This window comes from Kiloniella sp., assembly GCF_965205715.1.
Classification (GTDB): Bacteria; Pseudomonadota; Alphaproteobacteria; order Kiloniellales; family Kiloniellaceae; genus Kiloniella.
This window is the reverse complement of the sequence record NZ_CBDBHW010000002.1, coordinates 207,959-227,336: the sequence shown is the minus strand read 5'-3', so window position 1 is coordinate 227,336 and position 19,378 is coordinate 207,959. Positions and strand designations below refer to the sequence as shown.

19 protein-coding genes and 5 tRNA genes are annotated in these 19,378 nt (G+C 44.5%); 23 read left to right on the top strand and 1 reads right to left on the bottom strand.

Annotated elements, in window-relative coordinates; all coding sequences use genetic code 11:
• Nucleotides 1-357: 357 nt before the first annotated feature.
• From ACOGW3_RS03255 to ACOGW3_RS03235, 5 genes are all read left to right on the top strand, one after another.
• Nucleotides 358-434: transfer RNA gene (locus tag ACOGW3_RS03255), tRNA-His, on the top strand.
• A gap of 302 nt (nt 435-736) precedes the next feature.
• Entirely contained in the window at nt 737-1,153 is a 417-nt protein-coding gene (tnpA, locus tag ACOGW3_RS03250; RefSeq protein ID WP_419901640.1) for an IS200/IS605 family transposase, read from the top strand.
• Between the two features lie 80 nt (nt 1,154-1,233).
• Entirely contained in the window at nt 1,234-1,587 is a 354-nt protein-coding gene (locus ACOGW3_RS03245; protein ID WP_419901639.1) for a PilZ domain-containing protein, read from the top strand.
• Between the two features lie 80 nt (nt 1,588-1,667).
• Complete coding sequence (locus ACOGW3_RS03240; protein ID WP_419901638.1) at nt 1,668-2,579, top strand: tetratricopeptide repeat protein; 912 nt, start codon at nt 1,668-1,670, stop codon at nt 2,577-2,579.
• Between the two features lie 122 nt (nt 2,580-2,701).
• Complete coding sequence (locus ACOGW3_RS03235) at nt 2,702-3,232, top strand: NAD(P)H-hydrate epimerase (RefSeq protein WP_419901637.1); 531 nt, start codon at nt 2,702-2,704, stop codon at nt 3,230-3,232.
• A 6-nt stretch (nt 3,233-3,238) separates the two neighbouring features.
• On the opposite strand, the gene ACOGW3_RS03230 is transcribed toward ACOGW3_RS03235, so the two are convergent.
• Complete coding sequence (locus ACOGW3_RS03230; RefSeq protein ID WP_419901077.1) at nt 3,239-4,471, bottom strand: ISL3 family transposase; 1,233 nt, start codon at nt 4,469-4,471, stop codon at nt 3,239-3,241.
• Between ACOGW3_RS03230 and ACOGW3_RS03225 the strand changes: the two genes are divergently transcribed.
• The 18 genes from ACOGW3_RS03225 (at nt 4,458) to nuoE (ending at nt 19,376) form a co-directional block, all read left to right on the top strand.
• Nucleotides 4,458-5,528 (top strand): NAD(P)H-hydrate dehydratase, encoded by a 1,071-nt coding sequence (locus ACOGW3_RS03225; RefSeq protein ID WP_419901636.1) that lies wholly within the window; start codon nt 4,458-4,460, stop codon nt 5,526-5,528. The genes ACOGW3_RS03230 and ACOGW3_RS03225 overlap by 14 nt on opposite strands.
• Before the next feature lie 142 nt (nt 5,529-5,670).
• Entirely contained in the window at nt 5,671-5,922 is a 252-nt protein-coding gene (locus tag ACOGW3_RS03220) for a hypothetical protein (protein ID WP_419901635.1), read from the top strand.
• Between the two features lie 355 nt (nt 5,923-6,277).
• On the top strand, nt 6,278-6,712 hold the full coding sequence (gene tnpA / locus ACOGW3_RS03215; RefSeq protein ID WP_419901154.1) for an IS200/IS605 family transposase: 435 nt from the start codon (nt 6,278-6,280) through the stop codon (nt 6,710-6,712).
• 139 nt (nt 6,713-6,851) lie between these two features.
• Entirely contained in the window at nt 6,852-7,490 is a 639-nt protein-coding gene (locus tag ACOGW3_RS03210; protein ID WP_419901634.1) for a DUF4197 domain-containing protein, read from the top strand.
• A gap of 149 nt (nt 7,491-7,639) precedes the next feature.
• Nucleotides 7,640-7,725 (top strand) — tRNA-Leu (locus ACOGW3_RS03205).
• 104 nt (nt 7,726-7,829) lie between these two features.
• Entirely contained in the window at nt 7,830-9,275 is a 1,446-nt protein-coding gene (tig, locus tag ACOGW3_RS03200) for a trigger factor (protein ID WP_419901633.1), read from the top strand.
• 141 nt (nt 9,276-9,416) lie between these two features.
• Entirely contained in the window at nt 9,417-10,058 is a 642-nt protein-coding gene (gene clpP / locus ACOGW3_RS03195; RefSeq protein ID WP_419901632.1) for an ATP-dependent Clp endopeptidase proteolytic subunit ClpP, read from the top strand.
• Nucleotides 10,059-10,248: 190 nt separating this feature from the next.
• Nucleotides 10,249-11,514 (top strand): ATP-dependent Clp protease ATP-binding subunit ClpX, encoded by a 1,266-nt coding sequence (gene clpX, locus ACOGW3_RS03190; RefSeq protein WP_419901631.1) that lies wholly within the window; start codon nt 10,249-10,251, stop codon nt 11,512-11,514.
• Nucleotides 11,515-11,645: 131 nt separating this feature from the next.
• Entirely contained in the window at nt 11,646-14,045 is a 2,400-nt protein-coding gene (gene lon / locus ACOGW3_RS03185; protein ID WP_419901630.1) for an endopeptidase La, read from the top strand.
• A 167-nt stretch (nt 14,046-14,212) separates the two neighbouring features.
• Nucleotides 14,213-14,491, top strand: a complete 279-nt coding sequence (locus tag ACOGW3_RS03180) for an HU family DNA-binding protein (protein ID WP_380253749.1) — start codon at nt 14,213-14,215, stop codon at nt 14,489-14,491.
• 163 nt (nt 14,492-14,654) lie between these two features.
• Nucleotides 14,655-14,730: transfer RNA gene (locus ACOGW3_RS03175), tRNA-Val, on the top strand.
• Nucleotides 14,731-15,586: 856 nt separating this feature from the next.
• Nucleotides 15,587-15,663, top strand: a tRNA-Asp gene (locus ACOGW3_RS03170).
• A gap of 29 nt (nt 15,664-15,692) precedes the next feature.
• Nucleotides 15,693-15,769, top strand: a tRNA-Asp gene (locus tag ACOGW3_RS03165).
• 256 nt (nt 15,770-16,025) lie between these two features.
• Complete coding sequence (locus ACOGW3_RS03160) at nt 16,026-16,397, top strand: NADH-quinone oxidoreductase subunit A (protein WP_419901629.1); 372 nt, start codon at nt 16,026-16,028, stop codon at nt 16,395-16,397.
• Nucleotides 16,388-16,942, top strand: a complete 555-nt coding sequence (locus tag ACOGW3_RS03155) for a NuoB/complex I 20 kDa subunit family protein (RefSeq protein ID WP_380253753.1) — start codon at nt 16,388-16,390, stop codon at nt 16,940-16,942. Before ACOGW3_RS03160 ends, ACOGW3_RS03155 begins: the two co-directional genes overlap by 10 nt.
• 33 nt (nt 16,943-16,975) lie before the next feature.
• Entirely contained in the window at nt 16,976-17,596 is a 621-nt protein-coding gene (locus tag ACOGW3_RS03150) for an NADH-quinone oxidoreductase subunit C (RefSeq protein WP_419901628.1), read from the top strand.
• The gene (locus tag ACOGW3_RS03145; RefSeq protein WP_419901627.1) at nt 17,596-18,774 is read left to right on the top strand and encodes an NADH-quinone oxidoreductase subunit D; all 1,179 of its coding nucleotides are present in this window, start codon (nt 17,596-17,598) and stop codon (nt 18,772-18,774) included. Before ACOGW3_RS03150 ends, ACOGW3_RS03145 begins: the two co-directional genes overlap by 1 nt.
• Entirely contained in the window at nt 18,771-19,376 is a 606-nt protein-coding gene (gene nuoE, locus ACOGW3_RS03140; protein WP_419901626.1) for an NADH-quinone oxidoreductase subunit NuoE, read from the top strand. Before ACOGW3_RS03145 ends, nuoE begins: the two co-directional genes overlap by 4 nt.
• Nucleotides 19,377-19,378 lie beyond the last annotated feature (2 nt).

The window sequence follows — 19,378 nt, the reverse complement described above, 5'->3', positions numbered from 1 at the left end:
AAAATAAAACATATGGTGCCTAATTAATGTGCAGCGTGTTGTTTACGTGGCTATTAGGCGGGCATCAGGTGTATAGGTTATGGCTTCGGTGTCTTTTACCGATTCTAGATAGATGCTCGAGTTTTTAATACGGTTTTATCGCTATGCCCAATGAATATGTTTCTCTGGAGATATCTGGGCCTTTTCTGTCAGGAAATGTTGATTATCGGAGATTTTTCTACTCTAGTCGAGCCTGGAAAATGTCAGACTATGCAAACATTTTTTTTCTAGTGTACAGTTGCTCTTGACGCACTAGATCTATGCGTATAAAAGCTCGCACATCGGTCGAAGATATACCCGATCGAGGATGACTTTGTGGTGGCTGTAGCTCAGTTGGTTAGAGCACCGGTTTGTGGTACCGGGGGTCGGGGGTTCAAGTCCCCTCAGCCACCCCATCTCATCCCTAAATAAAACAGTAAGTTAGCCGGATGTTCGTTCGAACGTGCGGCTTTTTTATTGCCTAAAATCTAAAACCTTTCTAGTTGTGCCTCTTAATAATGATTTGATTTCTATAGATCTACTTAAAGTGATTTTCTTTTATAAAGTAATATCCGCGAGAAAGAGCTTTATTATCCAACACTTAGGTTTAAAACCACCGACTTTCAGTCGGTAGAGTCGGACTTTAGTCCTTTTTTCTCAGTCATTGTATACTCCCAAGAGGTCGTCCCGGAGGGGTGAAACCTCTTGGGAGTATACAATGACTTACACAGCCTCTGGCCATGCCGTTTTTCACAATCGCTATCACCTCGTCTGGATTACGAAGTACAGATACCGGGTATTGACCAGGGAAATGCGCCTTCGTATCCGTGAGATTACCCGCCAGATATGCGCTCAGTTGGGTGTAACTATCGTCAAAGGCGTATTGTCTGATAATCATGTCCATATGTTTGTCGAAATACCTCCCAGGTTGTCTGTCAGTGATTTCCTGCAAAAAGTTAAGGGCTGTACATCCCGGAAGATCCAGCAAGAATTTCCAGAGCTACGCAAACGCTATTGGGGGCAGAGGTTTTGGGCGCGGGGCTATTTCTGTACAACAGCTGGAAACGTCACTGAGCAAACCATTCTGGATTATATCGAAAACCACACCCCCGAACCTACCGGCTTAAGACGGTAGTCGTTCAGTAACTACTGCTTAGTTGTTCTCATTTATCATAAATTTTATAGATTAAATTGAATTGTATAAAGGCTAAGGTAATGGAAAATAAGGCGATCGCTGGCGAAGATAGGCGTCAGTCTCAAAGATTTTCTGCTTCTGAACCAATATCACTCAAGGTGGTGGATCGGAATGGCCAATCGGTTATGACGACTGTTGCTGATTTATCTTTTGGTGGCTTTTGCCTAAAAGGAAATGTCGGAGCTGATGTCGGTGGGGAAGTTACTTTAACGCATTCAATTGCAGGAGATTTTCGTGGTGAGGTAATGTGGCATGCCGAGAATCAAATTGGCGTCCGGGTTATTATGTCATCTGGGGATCGTGAGAAATTACTACAATTTACTTGTCTGGCTTTGTACCCAGATAAAGATGTGCCAGACCCAATATTGTCATAGTACTAAAGGACATTGTTGAGCCATATTGATCTCTTATGTAGGTTCTACATAGGTAACTAGATTCGTAGGGCACAAGAAGTATGAGGCGAGCCTTTTATATATCTGCAATTAGTGCAGCCATTTTTCTATCTTCATTTCATGTAAGCGTAGCTGATGATTACCTTAAGGGCGTAACAGCTTTTGAGCAGGGGGATCACGCTGTGGCTTTGTCCTATTGGCTCCCAATGGCGGAGAGCGGGGATGCCAAAGCCCAATATAGTCTTGGAAAACTCTATGAAACTGGGGGGCAAGATGGTGTTGTGCAATACAAAGAGGCTATCCGATGGTATCTCCAGGCCGCGGAGCAAGGGATTGCAGCAGCTCAAAATAATCTTGGCCGTCTATTTGCTCAGGGGTTAGGGGCCGATGTCGATAGGGAGAAAGCGGTTCATTATTGGCAGTTGGCTTCTCAATCCAAGCACGCTATGGCCCAGTATAATCTGGGGCTTGCCTATTTTCGTGGTGAGGGAATAGAGCAGAATATTGAGCAATCTGTCTTTTGGTTTCATCAATCTGCAAATAATGGTGTGGGGGGTGCCCAGTATGCGCTGGGGGAAGTGTATCGGCTTGGTCTGTCGGTACCAAAAGATATGGGCGAGGCTCGAAAGTGGTACAAAAAATCTGCAGAGACGGGAAATGAACGTGCTGCTCTCAAGGTTATTGAGGTGGAGACCGTTCTTGCTAAAGAAAAACGTGAAGCGGATGCTCAGGCTGCTGATGCCCTGGTAGAAGAAGTTAATACCGTCGCTGAGAAGGTAGAGGCAGAGGCAAAGGGAAGTTCTGTCGCAGATAAAGAGATCGTAACGGAACAAAATCAAAATGTTTCTCCTGCCACAAGTCAAGTGGTGGCTTTGAGTATAGAAATGCATCCTAAGCCGATTAAAAACCCCCGTAGGTTTGCGGGAGTTGGTACTCTTTTTGTATCGAAGCCAAAGCCAAACCCTCGTAGATAGAGGGCCGTGGTTGACGCTGATTGTTGTGTTTCCTGAACTCAAAAAGTGTACTTTTAAAAGGTATTTTTTGAGATGGTGTTGAAATGACGTGGAATCAAAACCCTATCCTTACTGTTTCGCAAATGTACGAAGCAGATGAAATTTCAATGAAATCCGGAGTAACAGGGACGGAGTTAATGCTCCATGCGGGCGAGGCGGTGGCCGATGCTGCTTCTCTGGTCTTGGTCCAGATTGGGAAAAAAGCTGCTGCTGTTAAGAGCGTACTTGTTCTTTGTGGTCCGGGGAATAATGGTGGGGATGGGTTTGTCGCAGCAGCAATACTCAGAGATAAAGGGTTTGAAGTTAAGTTGTTTTCACTGCTTCCTATTGATGCAATTAAGGGAGATGCTCTTTTTTATGTGAAGAGGTGGGAAGGGGGGATCTGTTTTGATCTTGAGAAAAGTGATTTCGAGAGAGTGGACCTAGTTGTTGATGCGCTATTTGGTGCGGGGTTGTCGCGACCTCTTGAAGGTAAGGTTTCACAGTATTGTCGCTGGGCAAAATCTAAACCAGTAGTTTCCGTTGATGTGCCTAGCGGAGTGTGCGGGGATTCGGGGCAAGTAATTGGAGATGTAGCTTTTGAGGCGAAAAGGGGCTCTTCTCCGCTTTGTTGAGTAGATTTAGGATTTCAAATAGAGCATAGATTGATTATCTGGAATGGATGATTGTCTAATTTTGAGTTTGAAGTATTCGGTATCCTTGATGCCTCTGGCTCGCTTACGGATCATTCCTATACTGACATTACCAGCCTCTATCCTGGCGCTTGTGAGCTTGTGTTTGGCGTAGTTGCAGATGCCCACACAATGTTTCCGTAGGGATTTCGCGAACTTTTTTAGATAGAGCATCTGTGACTGATCTGCTATCAGGCACCAACGTTCCAGTTGCTCCGCCATCGCCTCAAATGAAGCGGCACTCCACAGCAGCTGAAGCTGTTCTTTCAAGACGTAAAGTGCATTCAGGTTGCTATTGCTCTCCAGCAACCTTTGCAGCTTGTCACTTTGTTTTTCACTCAACTTATCCGCATTTTTGAGCAACAGATAATGCGTCCCTTTCATCAACTCTTTACCACTTGGATCGGCCTTTCTGAACTCAAGTCGACGCTGATTATGGATAGCTTTGCTGTAGTTTTTCATGACGTGGAAACGGTCAAATACTATGTCGGCCAACGGCAAGGACTCTCTGACAGCCTTTTGGTAGGCAGGCCCCATATCCATCGCTACGGCCTTTATTTTGCAGGCTGTATCTGGTTGCAGTTGTTTCAAAAACCTTGAAAAAACCTCGGCAGTTCGGCCTGCTTCAACCCAGATCAGATGACCGCCAACCATATCGTAGACCACCGTCATGTAGTCATGACCTTTCGCCCGGGCAACTTCATCTACACCAATATATTCCAAGCCAGTTAGCTCTGCAGGATCAAGCGTAGGGAGAGTTTCAATAAGGTATGCCCTGTCGATATTCTTGACCGTTTCCCATCGTATATCCAAATGTCTGGAAACCGCTTGAATAGACATATGCCGACATAATCCACTGATCAGTCGGCAAAATCGGTGAGTGAAACGGCACCCTTTATCAACAAAATCACACCCCTCAATGCGGCGTTCGCCCTTGTTAATATAAACCTGCGCCAGCTCAATCTCGACCACACAAGGATACCCAAAAAGGGGGATGTCGTTTACTTGTCGGCGGACATGCTGGTTGATGCTTCCCTTCTGGCCTGTAGCAGGGTCTATAGCCCTCCTACGCGCGTCTCGGCTGCAGTGAATGACAATCTTAACACCGCCGTCATCCAGTTTAATTTCATTTACACGTTGCCCTTTGAGGCCTAAAATATGCTGCGAGATGTTGATTGTCATATACCTGCTCTATGTAAAGTTATCAGAAACCATACATATCAACAGGTTACTTGGCGGTCGGCATCTTTTTCTACTCAACAAAGCGGAGAAGAGCCCGAAAAGGACGGTTACATTCTTTCTTAAAAAGCCAGGTCACCTACTTTATCCTGGAGCCAAATTGTGTGGTGAGGTCTCTGTGGCTGATATTGGAATAAGGATGTCATGTCTTAAGCAAATTGTGCCACATATTGCAGAGAATGATCCCAGTCTCTGGTTAAGTAAAATTCCTCGCTTTAGTCATGACAAACATAAATATAATTTTGGGCATACCCTGGTCTGGGGCGGGAAGATGACCGGGGCGGCCCGTTTGTCCAGCCTCGCTGCGCTTCGGATAGGATCAGGACTTGTGAGTGTGGCGTGTCCGGAGGGAGATCATCCGGTTTACGCACTAACATCACCATCTCTGATTGTTCACCCCATGGATACGAAAGAGGAGTTCAAAGCTCTTCTTTCTGATAAAAGAATTAATTCAATACTTATTGGTCCCGGTGCTGGTAGGGAAGTTAAGCTGAAATCATTTATTCAAGATCTATTAAAAGTAAGGACGCACTCGATAGTATTGGATGCGGATGCAATAAGTGTCTTCGAATCTAATCCTGATGATCTATTGAGTTTGACAGATGAAAGTACCGTCCTCACGCCTCATGAAGGTGAGTTTAAACGCTTATTTCCTAATTTAAATGGAAGTAAAATAGAAAATGCGACAGCAGCAGCAAGGCTGTCACAGGGTGTTATTGTAATGAAAGGGGCGGATACCGTCATTGCTGCTCCTGATGGGAGAGTTGTTGTAAATACGAATGCTCCAGGGTGGCTGGCTAGGGGCGGAACAGGAGATGTCCTTGCCGGTATTATTGCGGGATTACTTGCGCAAGGCCTCTGTGCCTTTGATGCTGCTTGTGCCGGTGTTTGGGTTCATGGAATGGCTGCACGCCATGCAGGACCTGGGATGATTGCGGATGATTTGTTGGGCGGTATTAAGCTTGTTGTTGAGAGAATTTTACATAAAGAAGCTGATTAAAGTATATAATTTTTTAGCTAAGCCCTTTAAGTTACAAAAAAATTAGCAAGTGTTTGATCTATTTATTTACGTTTATTTAATAGCTAGCCGACAATACTGTCCTTGTCATGTAAACAGGTATGTTCGCAAATAAGGTAATGGTATGTCATTTGTCGATAGTATTTATAAGTTCAAGCGCGAATCAGATGAAGTGAAAGTTGGCCACAGATATCGCTATATAAATCCACACAGGGTTATTGAGACGGCCAAAGTTATCACTGTGAAAACGGATACATTTGGTATTCCGCATGTTCACTTTTCCATTTCAGTAGATGGTGATACTAGTACTGGGTTTGAGGACTTCCGAACTCTTGGCATCTCTAGTTTCTCAGAACGGTACTGCGAAGCAATCTAAGCTGATTTCATATCGCGAAGTATTAAAGGCCCGGAGAATTATCCTTTCGGGCTTTTTCCATGTGTCCTATTTGTTGAATCTCATAGGCAACGTGTGGCACTATTAGGTGAAATTGTTTAAGTAGATTTACGTTCTTTTGCCAAAGCTTTATGTGTAATATTCTAGCGTTTTATGTTGTCACCCATTGGGTGAGTATGGTGCAGCTAGGATAATTTTATGTATAAAGCGATTTTCACTATCCCTCTAATTTAATCCGGTAAACCCCCGGCTATGCCGGGGGACTCTCAATGGTTTGACCGTTCCCACGGTCTTACATTTCTTTGTTTATTGACCAAAATAACAAAGGAATTAGCCGATGAGAGATTACAAAAGCCTTGCACATACGAGATGGGATTGTAAATACCACGTGGTTTTCATCCCTAAACGCAGGCAAAAAGTTATCTATGGCAACCTACGTCAGTATCTTGGTGAAATTTTCCATGAACTGGCCGGGCATCGCGAAAGTAAGATTGAGGAGGGCCATTTGATGCCGGATCACATTCACATGTGTATCAGCATACCGCCCAAACATGCTGTTTCAAAAGTCGTTGGATACCTAAAAGGAAAAAGCGCGATTGCCATAGCTCGAAAATTCAAAAATAAAGCACGGAATTTCAAGGGTGAAAATTTTTGGGCCCGTGGATATTTCGTCTCAACTGTAGGGCTCGATGAACAGATGGTGAGGGAGTATATCAGAACGCAAGAAGAGCGTGATAAGTACTTTGACCAAATGGATATATTCAATCCATAACCGCTTTAGCGGTTCCCAATTTGCCCCTTTAAGGGGCTCACCCGCTTAAGCCCCCGGCTTTGCCGGGGGTCATTTAACTATAGGTGTTTCTTTAACAGCTCTTCCTGCAAATGGGGATCTGTTAGGGCAGGGGCTAAAGTTGCTCGGCGGTGGTGAAGCAAGTGAGACAAACGATTTATCTGTGGGTGAAATTTCATCTGGACTAAAAGAGGCTTTGCGGGTTGGGTCAGAGCGCGTTGTTGATCAGGTCAGCCTGCAGAACGGTTACAATGATGATGCTCAAATTCACATTCCGCTCCCGGATTCTTTAAAGAGTGTCCAGAGTGCTCTTCGTACTGTTGGGCTATCATCTATGGCTGATGAACTTGAGTTGAAGTTAAACCGTGGCGCTGAGCAGGCTGCAGTGGAAGCTAAAGAACTATTTTTCCAGGCAATCAGTGAAATGACACTGGATGATGCAAAGCGGATTTATAACGGACGTGATGATGAAGCGACGCGGTACTTCCAGGAAAAGATGACGCCTGATCTTACGGACCGGTTTAAGCCAGTGATTGACAGAACCTTGTCAGAGGTTGGTGCTGTGCAAACCTACGAAGAAATGATTGCTAATTATAAAACGATTCCTTTCGTACCAGATGTGAAGTCTGATCTTACTAATTATACCGTTGGAAAAGCGTTGGATGGTCTTTTTTACTATCTCGCAAAAGAGGAAGAACAGATTCGTCAGAATCCGTTGGCGCGGACAACAGAGATTCTCAAAGATGTTTTCGGTTCTTAGCGTCTGAATGAAATATGGCTTAAAACCAGTGATTTTAGTCTTTTTTGAGTATTAAATTTCAGGGAACGGAAAAAAAAATCAAAAAACTGTAAAGTCTTAGTTGCGTACCCCGGATTGATGTATTAAACACCTCCAAATCGAGAATGATTGCGGGTGTGGCGGAATTGGTAGACGCACCAGATTTAGGTTCTGGCGCCTTATGGGCGTGGAGGTTCAAGTCCTCTCACCCGCACCAACTCGAAAATAATATGTTTGACCCTGGAAGGCCAGCGCTGCCCGGGCAGCTTGCTTTTGTTCCTCCAGGTCTTTTTTTCGTTATATGAAAGGCGTCGCCGGCAAATGCAGGTAACTGAGACAAACGCGGACAATCTGAAACGCGAATTTACGGTGGTTGTTTCCGCCGCGGACATCGACGCAAAGATCGATAGCCGATTGGTTGAGCTAAGTACCCAAGTTAAGCTCCCTGGCTTCCGTCCTGGTAAAGTTCCAATGACTATGATGAAGCAACGTTACGGTAAGTCTGTAATGGGTGAAGTGCTTGAAGCTCTAGTCAATGAAACTTCTCAGGAAGTTATCTCAGAACGCAGCCTGCGTCCTGCAATGCAGCCTAAAATCGAAGTTACTTCCTTTGATGAAGGTAAAGACCTTGAATACAGCATTGCTTTCGAAATCATCCCTGATGTCGAGCCAATGGATTTCGCAAAACTGAAGCTTGAAAAGCTTTCTGTTGATGTTCCTGCCGAAGAAGTTGAAGATTCTTTAGGACGGATTGCTGAAAATCACAAAACAACTAATCCATTGAAGAAAAAGCGTAAAGCTAAAGACGGTGACGTTGTTACCATCGATTTCAAAGGAACTGTTGGTGGTGAAGCTCTTCCTGGAATGGCTGGGGACGATTTCAAGCTTGAGCTTGGTTCTGGCCAGTTTATCCCTGGTTTTGAAGAGCAGGTTGTTGGTGCGAACATCGATGATGATGTTACTGTAAACGTTACCTTCCCAGAAGGTTATGGCAATGAGAAACTTTCCGGCCAAGACGCTATCTTTGAAGTTAAAGTAAAAGACATCGAAGAAACTGCGCCAGCTGAAATCGATGATGCTCTTGCTGAAAAACTTGGTGAAGAAAATCTCGAGAAGCTTAAAGAGCGTGTAGCTGAGCAGGTTAAAGTTGAATATGACCGTATCGCTCATTCTCACCTTAAGCGTGACGTTCTTGATCAGCTTGCTGAAAACCACGATTTTGATGTTCCAGAATCAATGGTTGAATCAGAATTCGATGGCATCTGGAAACAGATTGAGGCTGATAAAGAGCAGGGTAAGCTCGACGAAGAAGATGCTTCCAAATCTGAAGATGAGTTGAAAGAAGAGTACCGTGCAATCGCTGTACGTCGTGTTCGTCTTGGTTTGCTTCTTTCTGAAGTTGGTACCAAAAACGAAATCGAAGTTACTCAAGAAGAGTTGAACGCTGCTTTGCTTCAGGAAGCTCGTAACTATCCTGGTCAAGAGCAGGCTGTTTTTGAGTTCTATCAAAAGAACCCACAAGCCCTTGCAAATCTTCGCGCCCCTGTTTTTGAAGACAAGGTTGTCGACTACATCGTAGATTTGGCAGAAGTTACAGAGAAATCAATTTCTCCAGAAGATCTCCGTAAAGAGATCGAAGCTGAAAACTCTGAAACTGCTAAGAAAAAGCCTGCGAAAAAAGCGCCGGCTAAGAAGGCTGCGAAAAAAGAAACAGCTAAGAAGCCAGCTAAAAAAGCTGCTGCTAAAAAGGCTGACGCAGACGCTTAAGTCTCGGCTTATTAAAACTAAACGTGTGGTATGGGTTGTGCGAATCTCTCGCGCAACCCATATTACTTTCTGGTGAAGAATAGTTAACGACCTAAACTCGTTGGTTTATCTACGACACGCGTTTTACTTTGAGGGGAAGCCATGAGTGATCCACGCGATATATATATGAACACTCTCGTTCCCATGGTTGTCGAGCAGACTAGCCGTGGAGAACGATCTTATGATATTTATTCCCGGCTTCTGAAAGAGCGGATCATTTTTCTGACCGGTCAAGTTAACGACCAGGTTGCAAGTTTGGTTTGTGCTCAGTTGCTGTTTCTAGAATCAGATAACCCCAAAAAGGATATCTCTTTCTATATTAACTCTCCTGGCGGTGTTGTTACTGCTGGACTGGCAATGTACGACACTATGCAGTACATCAAGCCACAGGTATCAACCGTTTGTGTTGGACAGGCAGCTTCTGCTGGTTCATTGCTACTGATGGCTGGAGCAAAGGGTAAGCGTTTTGCACTTCCTAATGCCAAAGTTATGATTCATCAGCCTTCAGGCGGTTTTCAAGGCCAGGCGACTGACATTGAAATCCATGCTCAGGAAATTATCAAAACCCGTGCTCGCCTTAATGACCTTTATGCTCAGCATTGTGGTCAGCCGATTGAGAAAATTGAGGCTGGTATGGAGCGTGATAACTTTATGACTCCTGACGAAGCGCTGAAATTTGGTTTGATTGATGAAGTAGTTTCTCATCGTAAAGCTGATCCAAGCACTGAAGATAACGCATCCTAATTTTATTTATATTTGATTCGCACAGGGAACTGTTCATTAACGAAGGTTTGTTACCCTTTTAAAAACTGAGTGAAGTCTTTAGGCGCTGTGTCTAGGAATTTTACTTGTTACTGGATAATTTCCCATTGTGCGGGTCGGGTCTGTCTGTCAACATGACCTAGTTGGGAATTGATTTCGAGGCTCATACGCAATGTCAAAATCGAGCGATAACGACTCGAAAAATACTCTCTACTGTTCCTTCTGTGGCAAGAGCCAGCATGAAGTTCGCAAGCTTATTGCGGGACCCACCGTCTTTATTTGTGACGAGTGTGTCGAACTATGTATGGATATCATTCGTGAAGAACATAAATCCTCACTGGTGAAGTCTGGCGATGGGGTTCCATCTCCTCAGGACATCTGTGATGTATTAAATGATTATGTCATCGGGCAGAAGCACGCTAAAAAAGTGCTCGCGGTCGCTGTACATAACCACTACAAGCGCTTGGCGCATGGGAATAAATCTGGCGACGTCGAGTTGGCCAAATCAAACATTATGTTGGTTGGTCCGACAGGTTGCGGTAAAACGCTTCTTGCTCAAACACTTGCCCGCATTTTGGATGTTCCCTTTACAATGGCTGATGCAACCACCCTTACTGAGGCTGGTTATGTTGGTGAAGATGTAGAAAATATTATCCTAAAACTACTTCAATCTGCCGATTACAATGTAGAGCGTGCCCAACGTGGTATCGTTTACATTGATGAAGTTGATAAAATTAGTAGGAAATCCGACAATCCTTCGATCACGCGAGATGTTTCGGGTGAGGGTGTGCAACAAGCGCTTCTAAAAATTATGGAAGGCACGGTTGCATCTGTTCCACCACAAGGTGGACGTAAACATCCTCAACAGGAATTCTTGCAGGTTGATACGACAAATATCCTCTTTATTGTCGGTGGTGCTTTTGCTGGTCTTGATAAAATTATATCAGGCCGTGGCAAGGGGTCTTCCATTGGCTTTGGAGCAGATGTTGTCGGGCCTGATGAACGTCGCATGGGGGATATCCTTCGCGAAGTGGAACCAGAGGACCTGTTGAAGTTTGGGCTTATTCCTGAATTCGTAGGTCGCCTGCCTGTTGTTGCTACTCTTGAAGATCTTGATGCTGATGCACTTGTTGAGATTCTGTCTCAGCCCAAAAATGCATTGGTTAAGCAATACAAACGTCTCTTCGAGATGGAAGATGTAAACGTTACTTTTACTGATGGTGCTTTACTTGAAATTGCGAAAAAAGCAATCGAACGTAAAACCGGTGCCCGTGGGCTCCGATCCATTATGGAAGGAATTCTTCTCGATACGATGTTCGAATTGCCAGGACTTAAGGGTGTCGAAGAGATTGTCATTAATAGCGAGGTTGTTCTTGGTAATACACAGCCTCTCTATATTTACGGCGATAGCAAAGAAGATACCGGTACTGATTCCTAACAATCTTCGTTCCTCTTTGAGGGCTTGAAAGTTAGGAAATGCTTCATAACTATCAAGTTGAATTAATTATGGGGGGGTGAGTTTTCGCCCCCCTCGAATCTGTTTTAGAGCCAGAGAGCTTGTGAGGATATATGTTGGAAATTTCTCACGGTGATATTTATCCCGTACTCCCATTACGAGACATTGTGGTTTTCCCGCATATGATCGTGCCTCTCTTTGTCGGCCGGGATAAATCCGTTCGTGCGCTTGAGGATGTAATGAAAGAGGACAAGCAGATTTTGCTTGTTACTCAGAAAAATGCTTCACAAGACGATCCTAGTCCATCAGACATATATTCTGTTGGAACGATTGGTACTGTTCTCCAGCTATTAAAATTACCGGATGGAACTGTAAAAGTTCTTGTCGAGGGTGTGCGCCGGGCAAAAATTATCAAGTTCTCAGATAATGAAGAATTTTTCCAAGCTGAAGCTGTTTCTCTTGAGGAAGACGAGGGTGATGAGCGCGAACTGGATGCATTGACACGCAGTGTCGTTTCTCAGTTTGAGCAGTACATTAAGCTAAACAAAAAAATTCCACCTGAAGTTCTTGTTTCCATTAACCAGATTGATGAATCTGGGAAGCTTGCAGATACAGTTGCCTCTCATTTATCGCTTAAGATATCCGAAAAACAGGAACTTCTTGAGTGTGAAACAATTGCTGAACGCCTAGAGACAATCTATGGATTCATGGAAGGTGAAATCGGGGTTCTGCAGGTAGAAAAGAGAATTCGGAACCGCGTTAAACGCCAAATGGAGAAAACTCAGCGCGAGTATTATCTTAATGAACAGCTCAAAGCTATTCAGAAAGAGTTGGGCGAGGGCGAAGATGGTAAAGATGAACTCGCTGAACTCGAAGAAAAGATCGCCAAAACCAAACTGACCAAAGAAGCCAATGAAAAGGCGACAACTGAGCTCAAAAAATTACGCAACATGAGCCCAATGTCCGCTGAAGCGACTGTTGTTCGTAATTACCTTGATTGGATGCTTTCTATTCCTTGGAAGAAGCGCTCCAAAATCAAGAAAGACATTCCAAATGCTGGAAAAGTTCTTGATGAAGAGCACTTCGGGCTTGAAAAGGTCAAAGAACGTATCCTCGAGTATTTGGCAGTTCAGCAGCGTATGCGCAAAGTTAAAGGACCTATTTTGTGTCTTGTTGGACCTCCTGGGGTTGGTAAGACCTCGCTTGGTAAGTCCATTGCAAAGGCAACAGGCCGTAATTTTGTTCGTATGAGCTTGGGTGGCGTACGTGATGAGTCAGAAGTTCGCGGTCACCGTCGTACCTATATTGGCTCCATGCCGGGTAAAGTTGTTCAGGGGATGAAGAAAGCTAAGTCTTCAAATCCGCTTTTCCTCTTAGATGAAATTGATAAGCTCGGGAATGACTGGCGCGGCGATCCTTCTTCAGCATTGCTTGAGGTTTTGGATCCAGAGCAGAACAACACTTTCAACGATCACTATCTCGAAGTTGATTATGATCTGTCAGATGTTATGTTTGTGACCACGGCGAACTCTCTTCGTATGCCGCAGCCACTATTGGATCGTATGGAAATTATCCGTATTCCTGGCTACACAGAAGACGAGAAGCTGCAGATTGCAATTCGACATCTAATTCCAAAGCAGTTGAAAGACCACGGTGTTAAATCTGGTGAATGGGCGATTGACGATGAAGCTCTCCGTAAGCTTATTCAGCACTACACACGTGAAGCCGGTGTCCGTAACCTAGAACGTGAAATTGCCAAACTATTGCGTAAGGCAATTAAAAACATCGAAATGGGTGAGCAAGATTCTGTTCAGGTGACTGTCGATAATTTGGGTGATTTTGCCGGTATTCAACGCTTTAGGTATGGTGAACCAGAACAAGAAGATCTGGTTGGTGTTGTGACGGGGCTTGCGTGGACTGAAGTTGGTGGTGAATTGTTAACCATCGAATCTGTAACTGTTGCGGGTAAGGGTAAGGTATCTGCAACAGGTAAGCTGGGTGATGTGATGAAAGAATCGATCCAGGCTGCAGAGTATTTCGTTAAAAGTCGCAGCTTGGAATTTGGTATTAAACCATCTCTCTTTGATAAAAAAGATATCCATGTACATGTTCCTGAAGGAGCGACTCCTAAAGACGGTCCATCCGCTGGTGTTGCGATGGTTACTTCAATCGTATCTGTATTAACAGGAACTCCGATTCGTCATGATGTGGCGATGACTGGAGAAGTAACTTTGCGTGGAAGAGTGCTTCCGATTGGCGGGCTTAAAGAAAAAATGCTTGCCGCTCTGCGAGGGAATATCAAAACCGTCATTATTCCGAAGGAAAATGAAAAAGATTTGGCCGATATTCCTGCGAATGTACTCGAAGGACTTAAGGTTATCCCTTGCTCTACGGTTGATGAGGTCCTCAAGGAAGCTTTGTCAGAGAATCTAACGCCTATTGATGATTGGGTGGAAGAAAAAGGCTCTGAAAAGCATCATGAGGGTGATCGTGAGGGAGTAATTACGCACTAGTTGTGCTTTTTGTGGGGCAAGATAGATAAAATGCTACCAAAACCCTTGGGATTCGGTCGTTTCTTGCATTGACGTCGCAACCATTAGCGATCTACAATCACCGCACAATCAAGAAGTCGCTAGACACATTTTCAATCTTACCCGTAAAAATTAGAGGGGGGGTCAACATGAATAAAAATGATTTGGTCGCAGCTGTTGCCGAGAAAACTGGTCTGTCAAAGGCTGATGCTGGTAAAGCTATCGACGGTGTATTTGAAGCCGTTACTGGTGCTCTAACTGGTGGTGATGAAGTTCGCCTAGTTGGTTTCGGTACTTTTAGTGTTGCTGCACGTGCTGCATCACAGGGCCGTAACCCACGTACTGGTGAAGTAATCCAGATCCCTGCTTCTAAGCAGCCTAAGTTCAAGGCCGGTAAAGGCCTTAAAGACGCTGTGAACAATAAATAACTGTTTGTAGTTGTTGTGAAAAAACCGGTTGGCGCTTCGCCAGCCGGTTTTTTTTTGCCTCAATTTCTTTTTTTTATATTTATTGTCATTTTTGTGTATTTTTAGGCTTGCCAAGGTAACCGAATCACCTTAAAAGCTCCTTCATCAGACGGAGACATCTGGTGGGCGATTAGCTCAGTTGGTAGAGCATCTCGTTTACACCGAGAGGGTCGGCAGTTCGAGCCTGTCATCGCCCACCAGATGTCTTAATAAAAAACGGCACTCCTCTACGGAGTGCCGTTTTTGTTTGTGCCTTATGGTTGGTTTGGATCTCCCGTCATCGGGTGTGTGTTCAGACTTCTTCTTTTATTCGTCTGGGGCTTTGGCAACAAGGGCTGATCACAACGAAAGTAGTCTCTAAATTTATTATCGAATGTTCTTTGAGAATCGAACCATAAAATTCACTTCCTAATCTTTATCTGGCGGAACTTAGTTCCTGTTAATGCAGGCCGGATCGTAGTTTGGTTTTGTTCAGGCTAATTTGTTCCAGGAAGTACAGTTTCTTAATAGGGTGAACTTTATATTTATCTGGTCGAGATTTCTTTATCGAAATTTATTCAACTAAACCTTCTGTACCCATATACCAAAAGTGGTAGGGAAGAGGTTAAGAGATGCTAAAAGGATAAATTTTATTCGTGGTGTCGCGTGTTTGAAAATTACCCGTTCTGAAATTTAACAATATTCCTTTCTACCAATTAAACATGGCCGAATTTCATGGTTCACACGATGTGAATTTCTTGAGTATCTCGTATCCATAAATCAGAATTTCCACGAACATAAGCATTCTTAGAGTTGATTCGTTCTCTTTTAAATATTGTGATAAAATTTTTGCCTAGATTCTTACCTGTTAATTATCGTTCTTACGTAAAAGAAGGGTAATTTTCAGGAAAGTTCTACCATGAATTACGATTCTTAGGGCATTGAAGCTAAAGGATTTTCTACGGATTTCCGCCATCTTGAAAAAAAGATGAAAAAAACAAAGAAGAATCTATTCAGTCGCTTGACAGGGGGAGGGTACTACACTAAATAAACCCTCGTCCGCAGGGATGGTTATGTGGGGGTGTAGCTCAGTTGGTTAGAGCGCTGGCCTGTCACGCCAGAGGTCGCGAGTTCAAGTCTCGTCATCCTCGCCACTTAACCGTCCACCGATGGCACCTACTGCGGGGGTGTAGCTCAGTTGGTTAGAGCGCTGGCCTGTCACGCCAGAGGTCGCGAGTTCAAGTCTCGTCATCCTCGCCATCACTTCTTTAAATAAAAATCAGTAATTATTGTATCCTGCAGGACGAGAGTGATTTCTTTAGTTCTTCGGGATAATACTTGATTCTAACACTCGGAATACACGATTTTTTTAGGGATTGTGGCGATTCTGTGTTTGCTTATGTCGCCTTTGGGCGATATTAAGGACGTACCAAAAAATAGGGCCGGTAAGGCTTCTTGTCATATACGACATGAAAGGCGATTTGTGCGATAACGATTGTGCAGATCGAATGGAGAGATGGGCTTAGATGGATTGTTGGCAGAATACTTGCCAATTTTGATCTTTCTCGGAATAGCGATTGGTCTGGCAACCGTTATGTTGCTGGCATCTGTAATCATGGCTAAACAGCACCCTGATTCGGAAAAATTCAGTTCTTATGAGTGTGGCTTCGAAGCATTTGACGATGCTCGTGGTCGTTTTGATGTACGCTTCTACTTGGTAGCTATCCTCTTCATTATTTTTGATCTTGAAGTAGCCTTCCTGTTCCCTTGGGCCGTATCCTTAAGTGATATCGGTCTTTTCGGTTTCTGGTCCATGGTGATCTTCCTGGTCATCTTGACGATTGGCTTTGCATACGAATGGAAGAAAGGGGCTTTGGAATGGGAGTAATCTCTAATCCAGCTCTCAAGGATGGGGCTCCGCTGCCTCCAGGACCTGAGCAAGATCTTGTTCTGCAAAACGTTGGCGAAGAACTCGCCGATCGTGGTTTTGTCTTGGCGCGGATGGATCAGCTAGCAGGTTGGGCTCAGACAGGTTCTTTATGGCCAATGTCTTTTGGTCTGGCATGTTGTGCTGTAGAAATGATGCATTCGGCTTGTAGCCGTTATGATCTTGACCGTTTTGGAATGGTATTCCGCCCTTCACCACGTCAGTCAGACGTGATGATTGTTGCTGGAACGCTAACCAATAAAATGGCACCGGCGCTTCGTAAGGTTTACGATCAAATGCCTGAACCTCGTTGGGTAATCTCAATGGGGTCATGTGCTAATGGCGGTGGTTATTATCACTACTCCTATTCAGTTGTTCGTGGCTGCGATCGTGTTGTTCCTGTTGATATCTATGTTCCCGGGTGCCCGCCTACGGCTGAAGCCCTAATTTATGGTATCTTGCAGCTTCAAAAGAAAATCAAACGTACCGCGAAATTCCGCAGGTAAGCCTTCTCGGCATTCCTAATACTGGTGAACCATATGAATCAGGCTTTACTGGACTTAAGCGATTTTATCGCTACCACTTTGGGCGAAGCTGTTACTGGGACTGAGCTTAAAAACGACGAACTCGTTGTTTGGGCTAAACCAGATACACTTCTCGAAGTGCTAAAGTTCTTAAGAGATAATCAGAACTGTCAATTTAGACAGCTCGTAGAACAAACGGCTGTGGATTATCCTAGCCGTGAATTGCGTTTTGAGATTGTTTACTGTCTCCTTTCTCTGACCCATAATCAACGCATCAAAGTAAAGATCGCTGCGACAGAGGATGTACCGGTAGAATCGGTGGCGCCCTTGTTTAGCTCTGCAATCTGGTATGAGCGCGAGATCTGGGACATGTACGGTATCTTTTTTGCGAACCATCCTGACCTGCGTCGCATGCTTACAGATTATGGTTTTGAAGGGCATCCTCTACGCAAAGACTTTCCGCTTACAGGCTATGTTGAAGTGCGTTACGACGAAACCCAGAAACGGGTTGTCTATGAGCCCGTTAAGTTGGCGCAAGAGTTTCGTAACTTTGATTTTTCAAGCCCATGGGAAGGGATTGTAAACCTTCCTGGTGATGAAAAAGCCGAGCAAGACAAAGAAGGGGGCAATGCTTAATGGCTGAAGCTACGATTAAGCCACTTACGCTGAACTTTGGCCCTCAGCATCCAGCTGCTCACGGTGTTCTTCGTCTCGTCCTGGAAATGGACGGTGAGATCATTGAACGCGCTGATCCGCATGTCGGTCTTCTTCATCGCGGTACAGAAAAGCTAATCGAATACAAAACCTATTTACAGGCTTTGCCATATTTCGATCGTCTCGATTATGTCGCTCCAATGAACCAAGAGCACGCTTTTGCCCTTGCCGTTGAAAAGATGCTTGATATCGAAGTGCCAAAACGCGGTCAGTACATTCGGGTACTTTACTGTGAAATCGGACGTATCTTAAATCACATCCTTAATATCTCGACCTTTGCCATTGACGTCGGTGCTATGACCCCGATCCTTTGGGGCTTTGAGCAACGTGAAATTCTGATGGAGTTCTACGAAAGAGCTTGTGGTGCACGTATGCACGCAGCTTATTTCCGTCCAGGTGGTGTTCACCAGGACCTTCCTGCTGGGTTGTTGAGCGATATTTCTGACTTCATTGAACAGTATCCCGCTTTCCTAGACGATCTCGAAGGCCTGTTGACTGAGAACAGAATTTTCCGTCAACGTACCGTTGATATCGGGGTTATGAACTTTGATGAAGCCATGGATTGGGGATTGTCAGGTCCAATGCTTCGTGGTTCTGGCGTCGCTTGGGATCTAAGAAAGTCACAACCTTACGATTGTTACGCTGAGCTCGATTTTGACATTCCTGTTGGTAAAAACGGTGACTGTTTCGATCGGTACTTGGTACGTATCGAAGAAATGCGCCAGTCCTTGAGCATTATGAAGCAGTGTATTGCTAATATGCCTGAGGGACCTGTTCTTGCGCCTAATCATAAGGTAACACCCCCAAGACGTGATGATATGAAAAAATCAATGGAAGCATTGATCCATCACTTCAAGCTTTACACAGAAGGTTTCCACGTTCCTGAAGGGGAAACCTATGTCGCTGTAGAAGCTCCTAAGGGTGAGTTTGGTGTCTATCTCGTTTCAGATGGATCTAACAAACCTTACCGTTGTAAAATCAAAGCACCGGGCTTTGCCCATCTTGCTGCCATGGATTATATGTGCCGCGGTCATATGTTGGCCGATAGTGTGGCTATTCTTGGATCCATGGATATCGTGTTTGGCGAGGTCGACCGATGAAAACCAGTAGTTTTCCAAAAGCTAAAACAGGCGATTTCAAGTTTACCGAAGAAAGCCTTCGTGAAGCAGAGAAAATCGTTGCTAAGTATCCAGAAGGTCGTCAGGCCAGTGCCATTATCAGTCTGTTTTATATAGCTCAGAAGCAAAATGATGGCTGGCTACCACCTGAAGCAATCGAATACGTTGCAGAGTACCTCGATATTGCACCTATTCGTGCCCATGAGGTAGCAACTTTCTACACGATGTTTAATCTGAAGCCGGTAGGGAAGTACTTTATTCAAGTATGCCGTACAACGCCTTGTTGGTTGAACGGCTCGGATAACATCCTCAAAGCTGCGATGGATAAAATTGGCGTAAGTAAAGCTGGTGACGTTAGCGAAGATGGTCTGTTCTCAGTTGTTGAAGTTGAATGCATGGGGGCATGTTGCAATGCGCCGATGGTCCAGATTAACGATTGGTATTACGAAGATTTATCTCCTGAGCGCATGAGTGAAATTGTTGACGACCTTCGTGCAGGAAAAGATGTTCCAATCGGATCCCAGACTGGTCGATTAACTTCAGCGCCGGAAGGCGAGCGCACAACCCTAAAAGGGGGTGAGTGATG

Coding starts and splice junctions, on each gene's coding strand:
- tnpA (WP_419901640.1), top strand. CDS start 737: ATGACTTACACAGCCTCTGGCCATGCCGTTTTTCACAATCGCTATCAC.
- ACOGW3_RS03245 (WP_419901639.1), top strand. CDS start 1,234: ATGGAAAATAAGGCGATCGCTGGCGAAGATAGGCGTCAGTCTCAAAGA.
- ACOGW3_RS03240 (WP_419901638.1), top strand. CDS start 1,668: ATGAGGCGAGCCTTTTATATATCTGCAATTAGTGCAGCCATTTTTCTA.
- ACOGW3_RS03235 (WP_419901637.1), top strand. CDS start 2,702: ATGTACGAAGCAGATGAAATTTCAATGAAATCCGGAGTAACAGGGACG.
- ACOGW3_RS03225 (WP_419901636.1), top strand. CDS start 4,458: ATGTTGATTGTCATATACCTGCTCTATGTAAAGTTATCAGAAACCATA.
- ACOGW3_RS03230 (WP_419901077.1), bottom strand. CDS start 4,471: ATGACAATCAACATCTCGCAGCATATTTTAGGCCTCAAAGGGCAACGT.
- ACOGW3_RS03220 (WP_419901635.1), top strand. CDS start 5,671: ATGTCATTTGTCGATAGTATTTATAAGTTCAAGCGCGAATCAGATGAA.
- tnpA (WP_419901154.1), top strand. CDS start 6,278: ATGAGAGATTACAAAAGCCTTGCACATACGAGATGGGATTGTAAATAC.
- tig (WP_419901633.1), top strand. CDS start 7,830: ATGCAGGTAACTGAGACAAACGCGGACAATCTGAAACGCGAATTTACG.
- clpP (WP_419901632.1), top strand. CDS start 9,417: ATGAGTGATCCACGCGATATATATATGAACACTCTCGTTCCCATGGTT.
- clpX (WP_419901631.1), top strand. CDS start 10,249: ATGTCAAAATCGAGCGATAACGACTCGAAAAATACTCTCTACTGTTCC.
- lon (WP_419901630.1), top strand. CDS start 11,646: ATGTTGGAAATTTCTCACGGTGATATTTATCCCGTACTCCCATTACGA.
- ACOGW3_RS03180 (WP_380253749.1), top strand. CDS start 14,213: ATGAATAAAAATGATTTGGTCGCAGCTGTTGCCGAGAAAACTGGTCTG.
- ACOGW3_RS03160 (WP_419901629.1), top strand. CDS start 16,026: ATGGGCTTAGATGGATTGTTGGCAGAATACTTGCCAATTTTGATCTTT.
- ACOGW3_RS03155 (WP_380253753.1), top strand. CDS start 16,388: ATGGGAGTAATCTCTAATCCAGCTCTCAAGGATGGGGCTCCGCTGCCT.
- ACOGW3_RS03150 (WP_419901628.1), top strand. CDS start 16,976: ATGAATCAGGCTTTACTGGACTTAAGCGATTTTATCGCTACCACTTTG.
- ACOGW3_RS03145 (WP_419901627.1), top strand. CDS start 17,596: ATGGCTGAAGCTACGATTAAGCCACTTACGCTGAACTTTGGCCCTCAG.
- nuoE (WP_419901626.1), top strand. CDS start 18,771: ATGAAAACCAGTAGTTTTCCAAAAGCTAAAACAGGCGATTTCAAGTTT.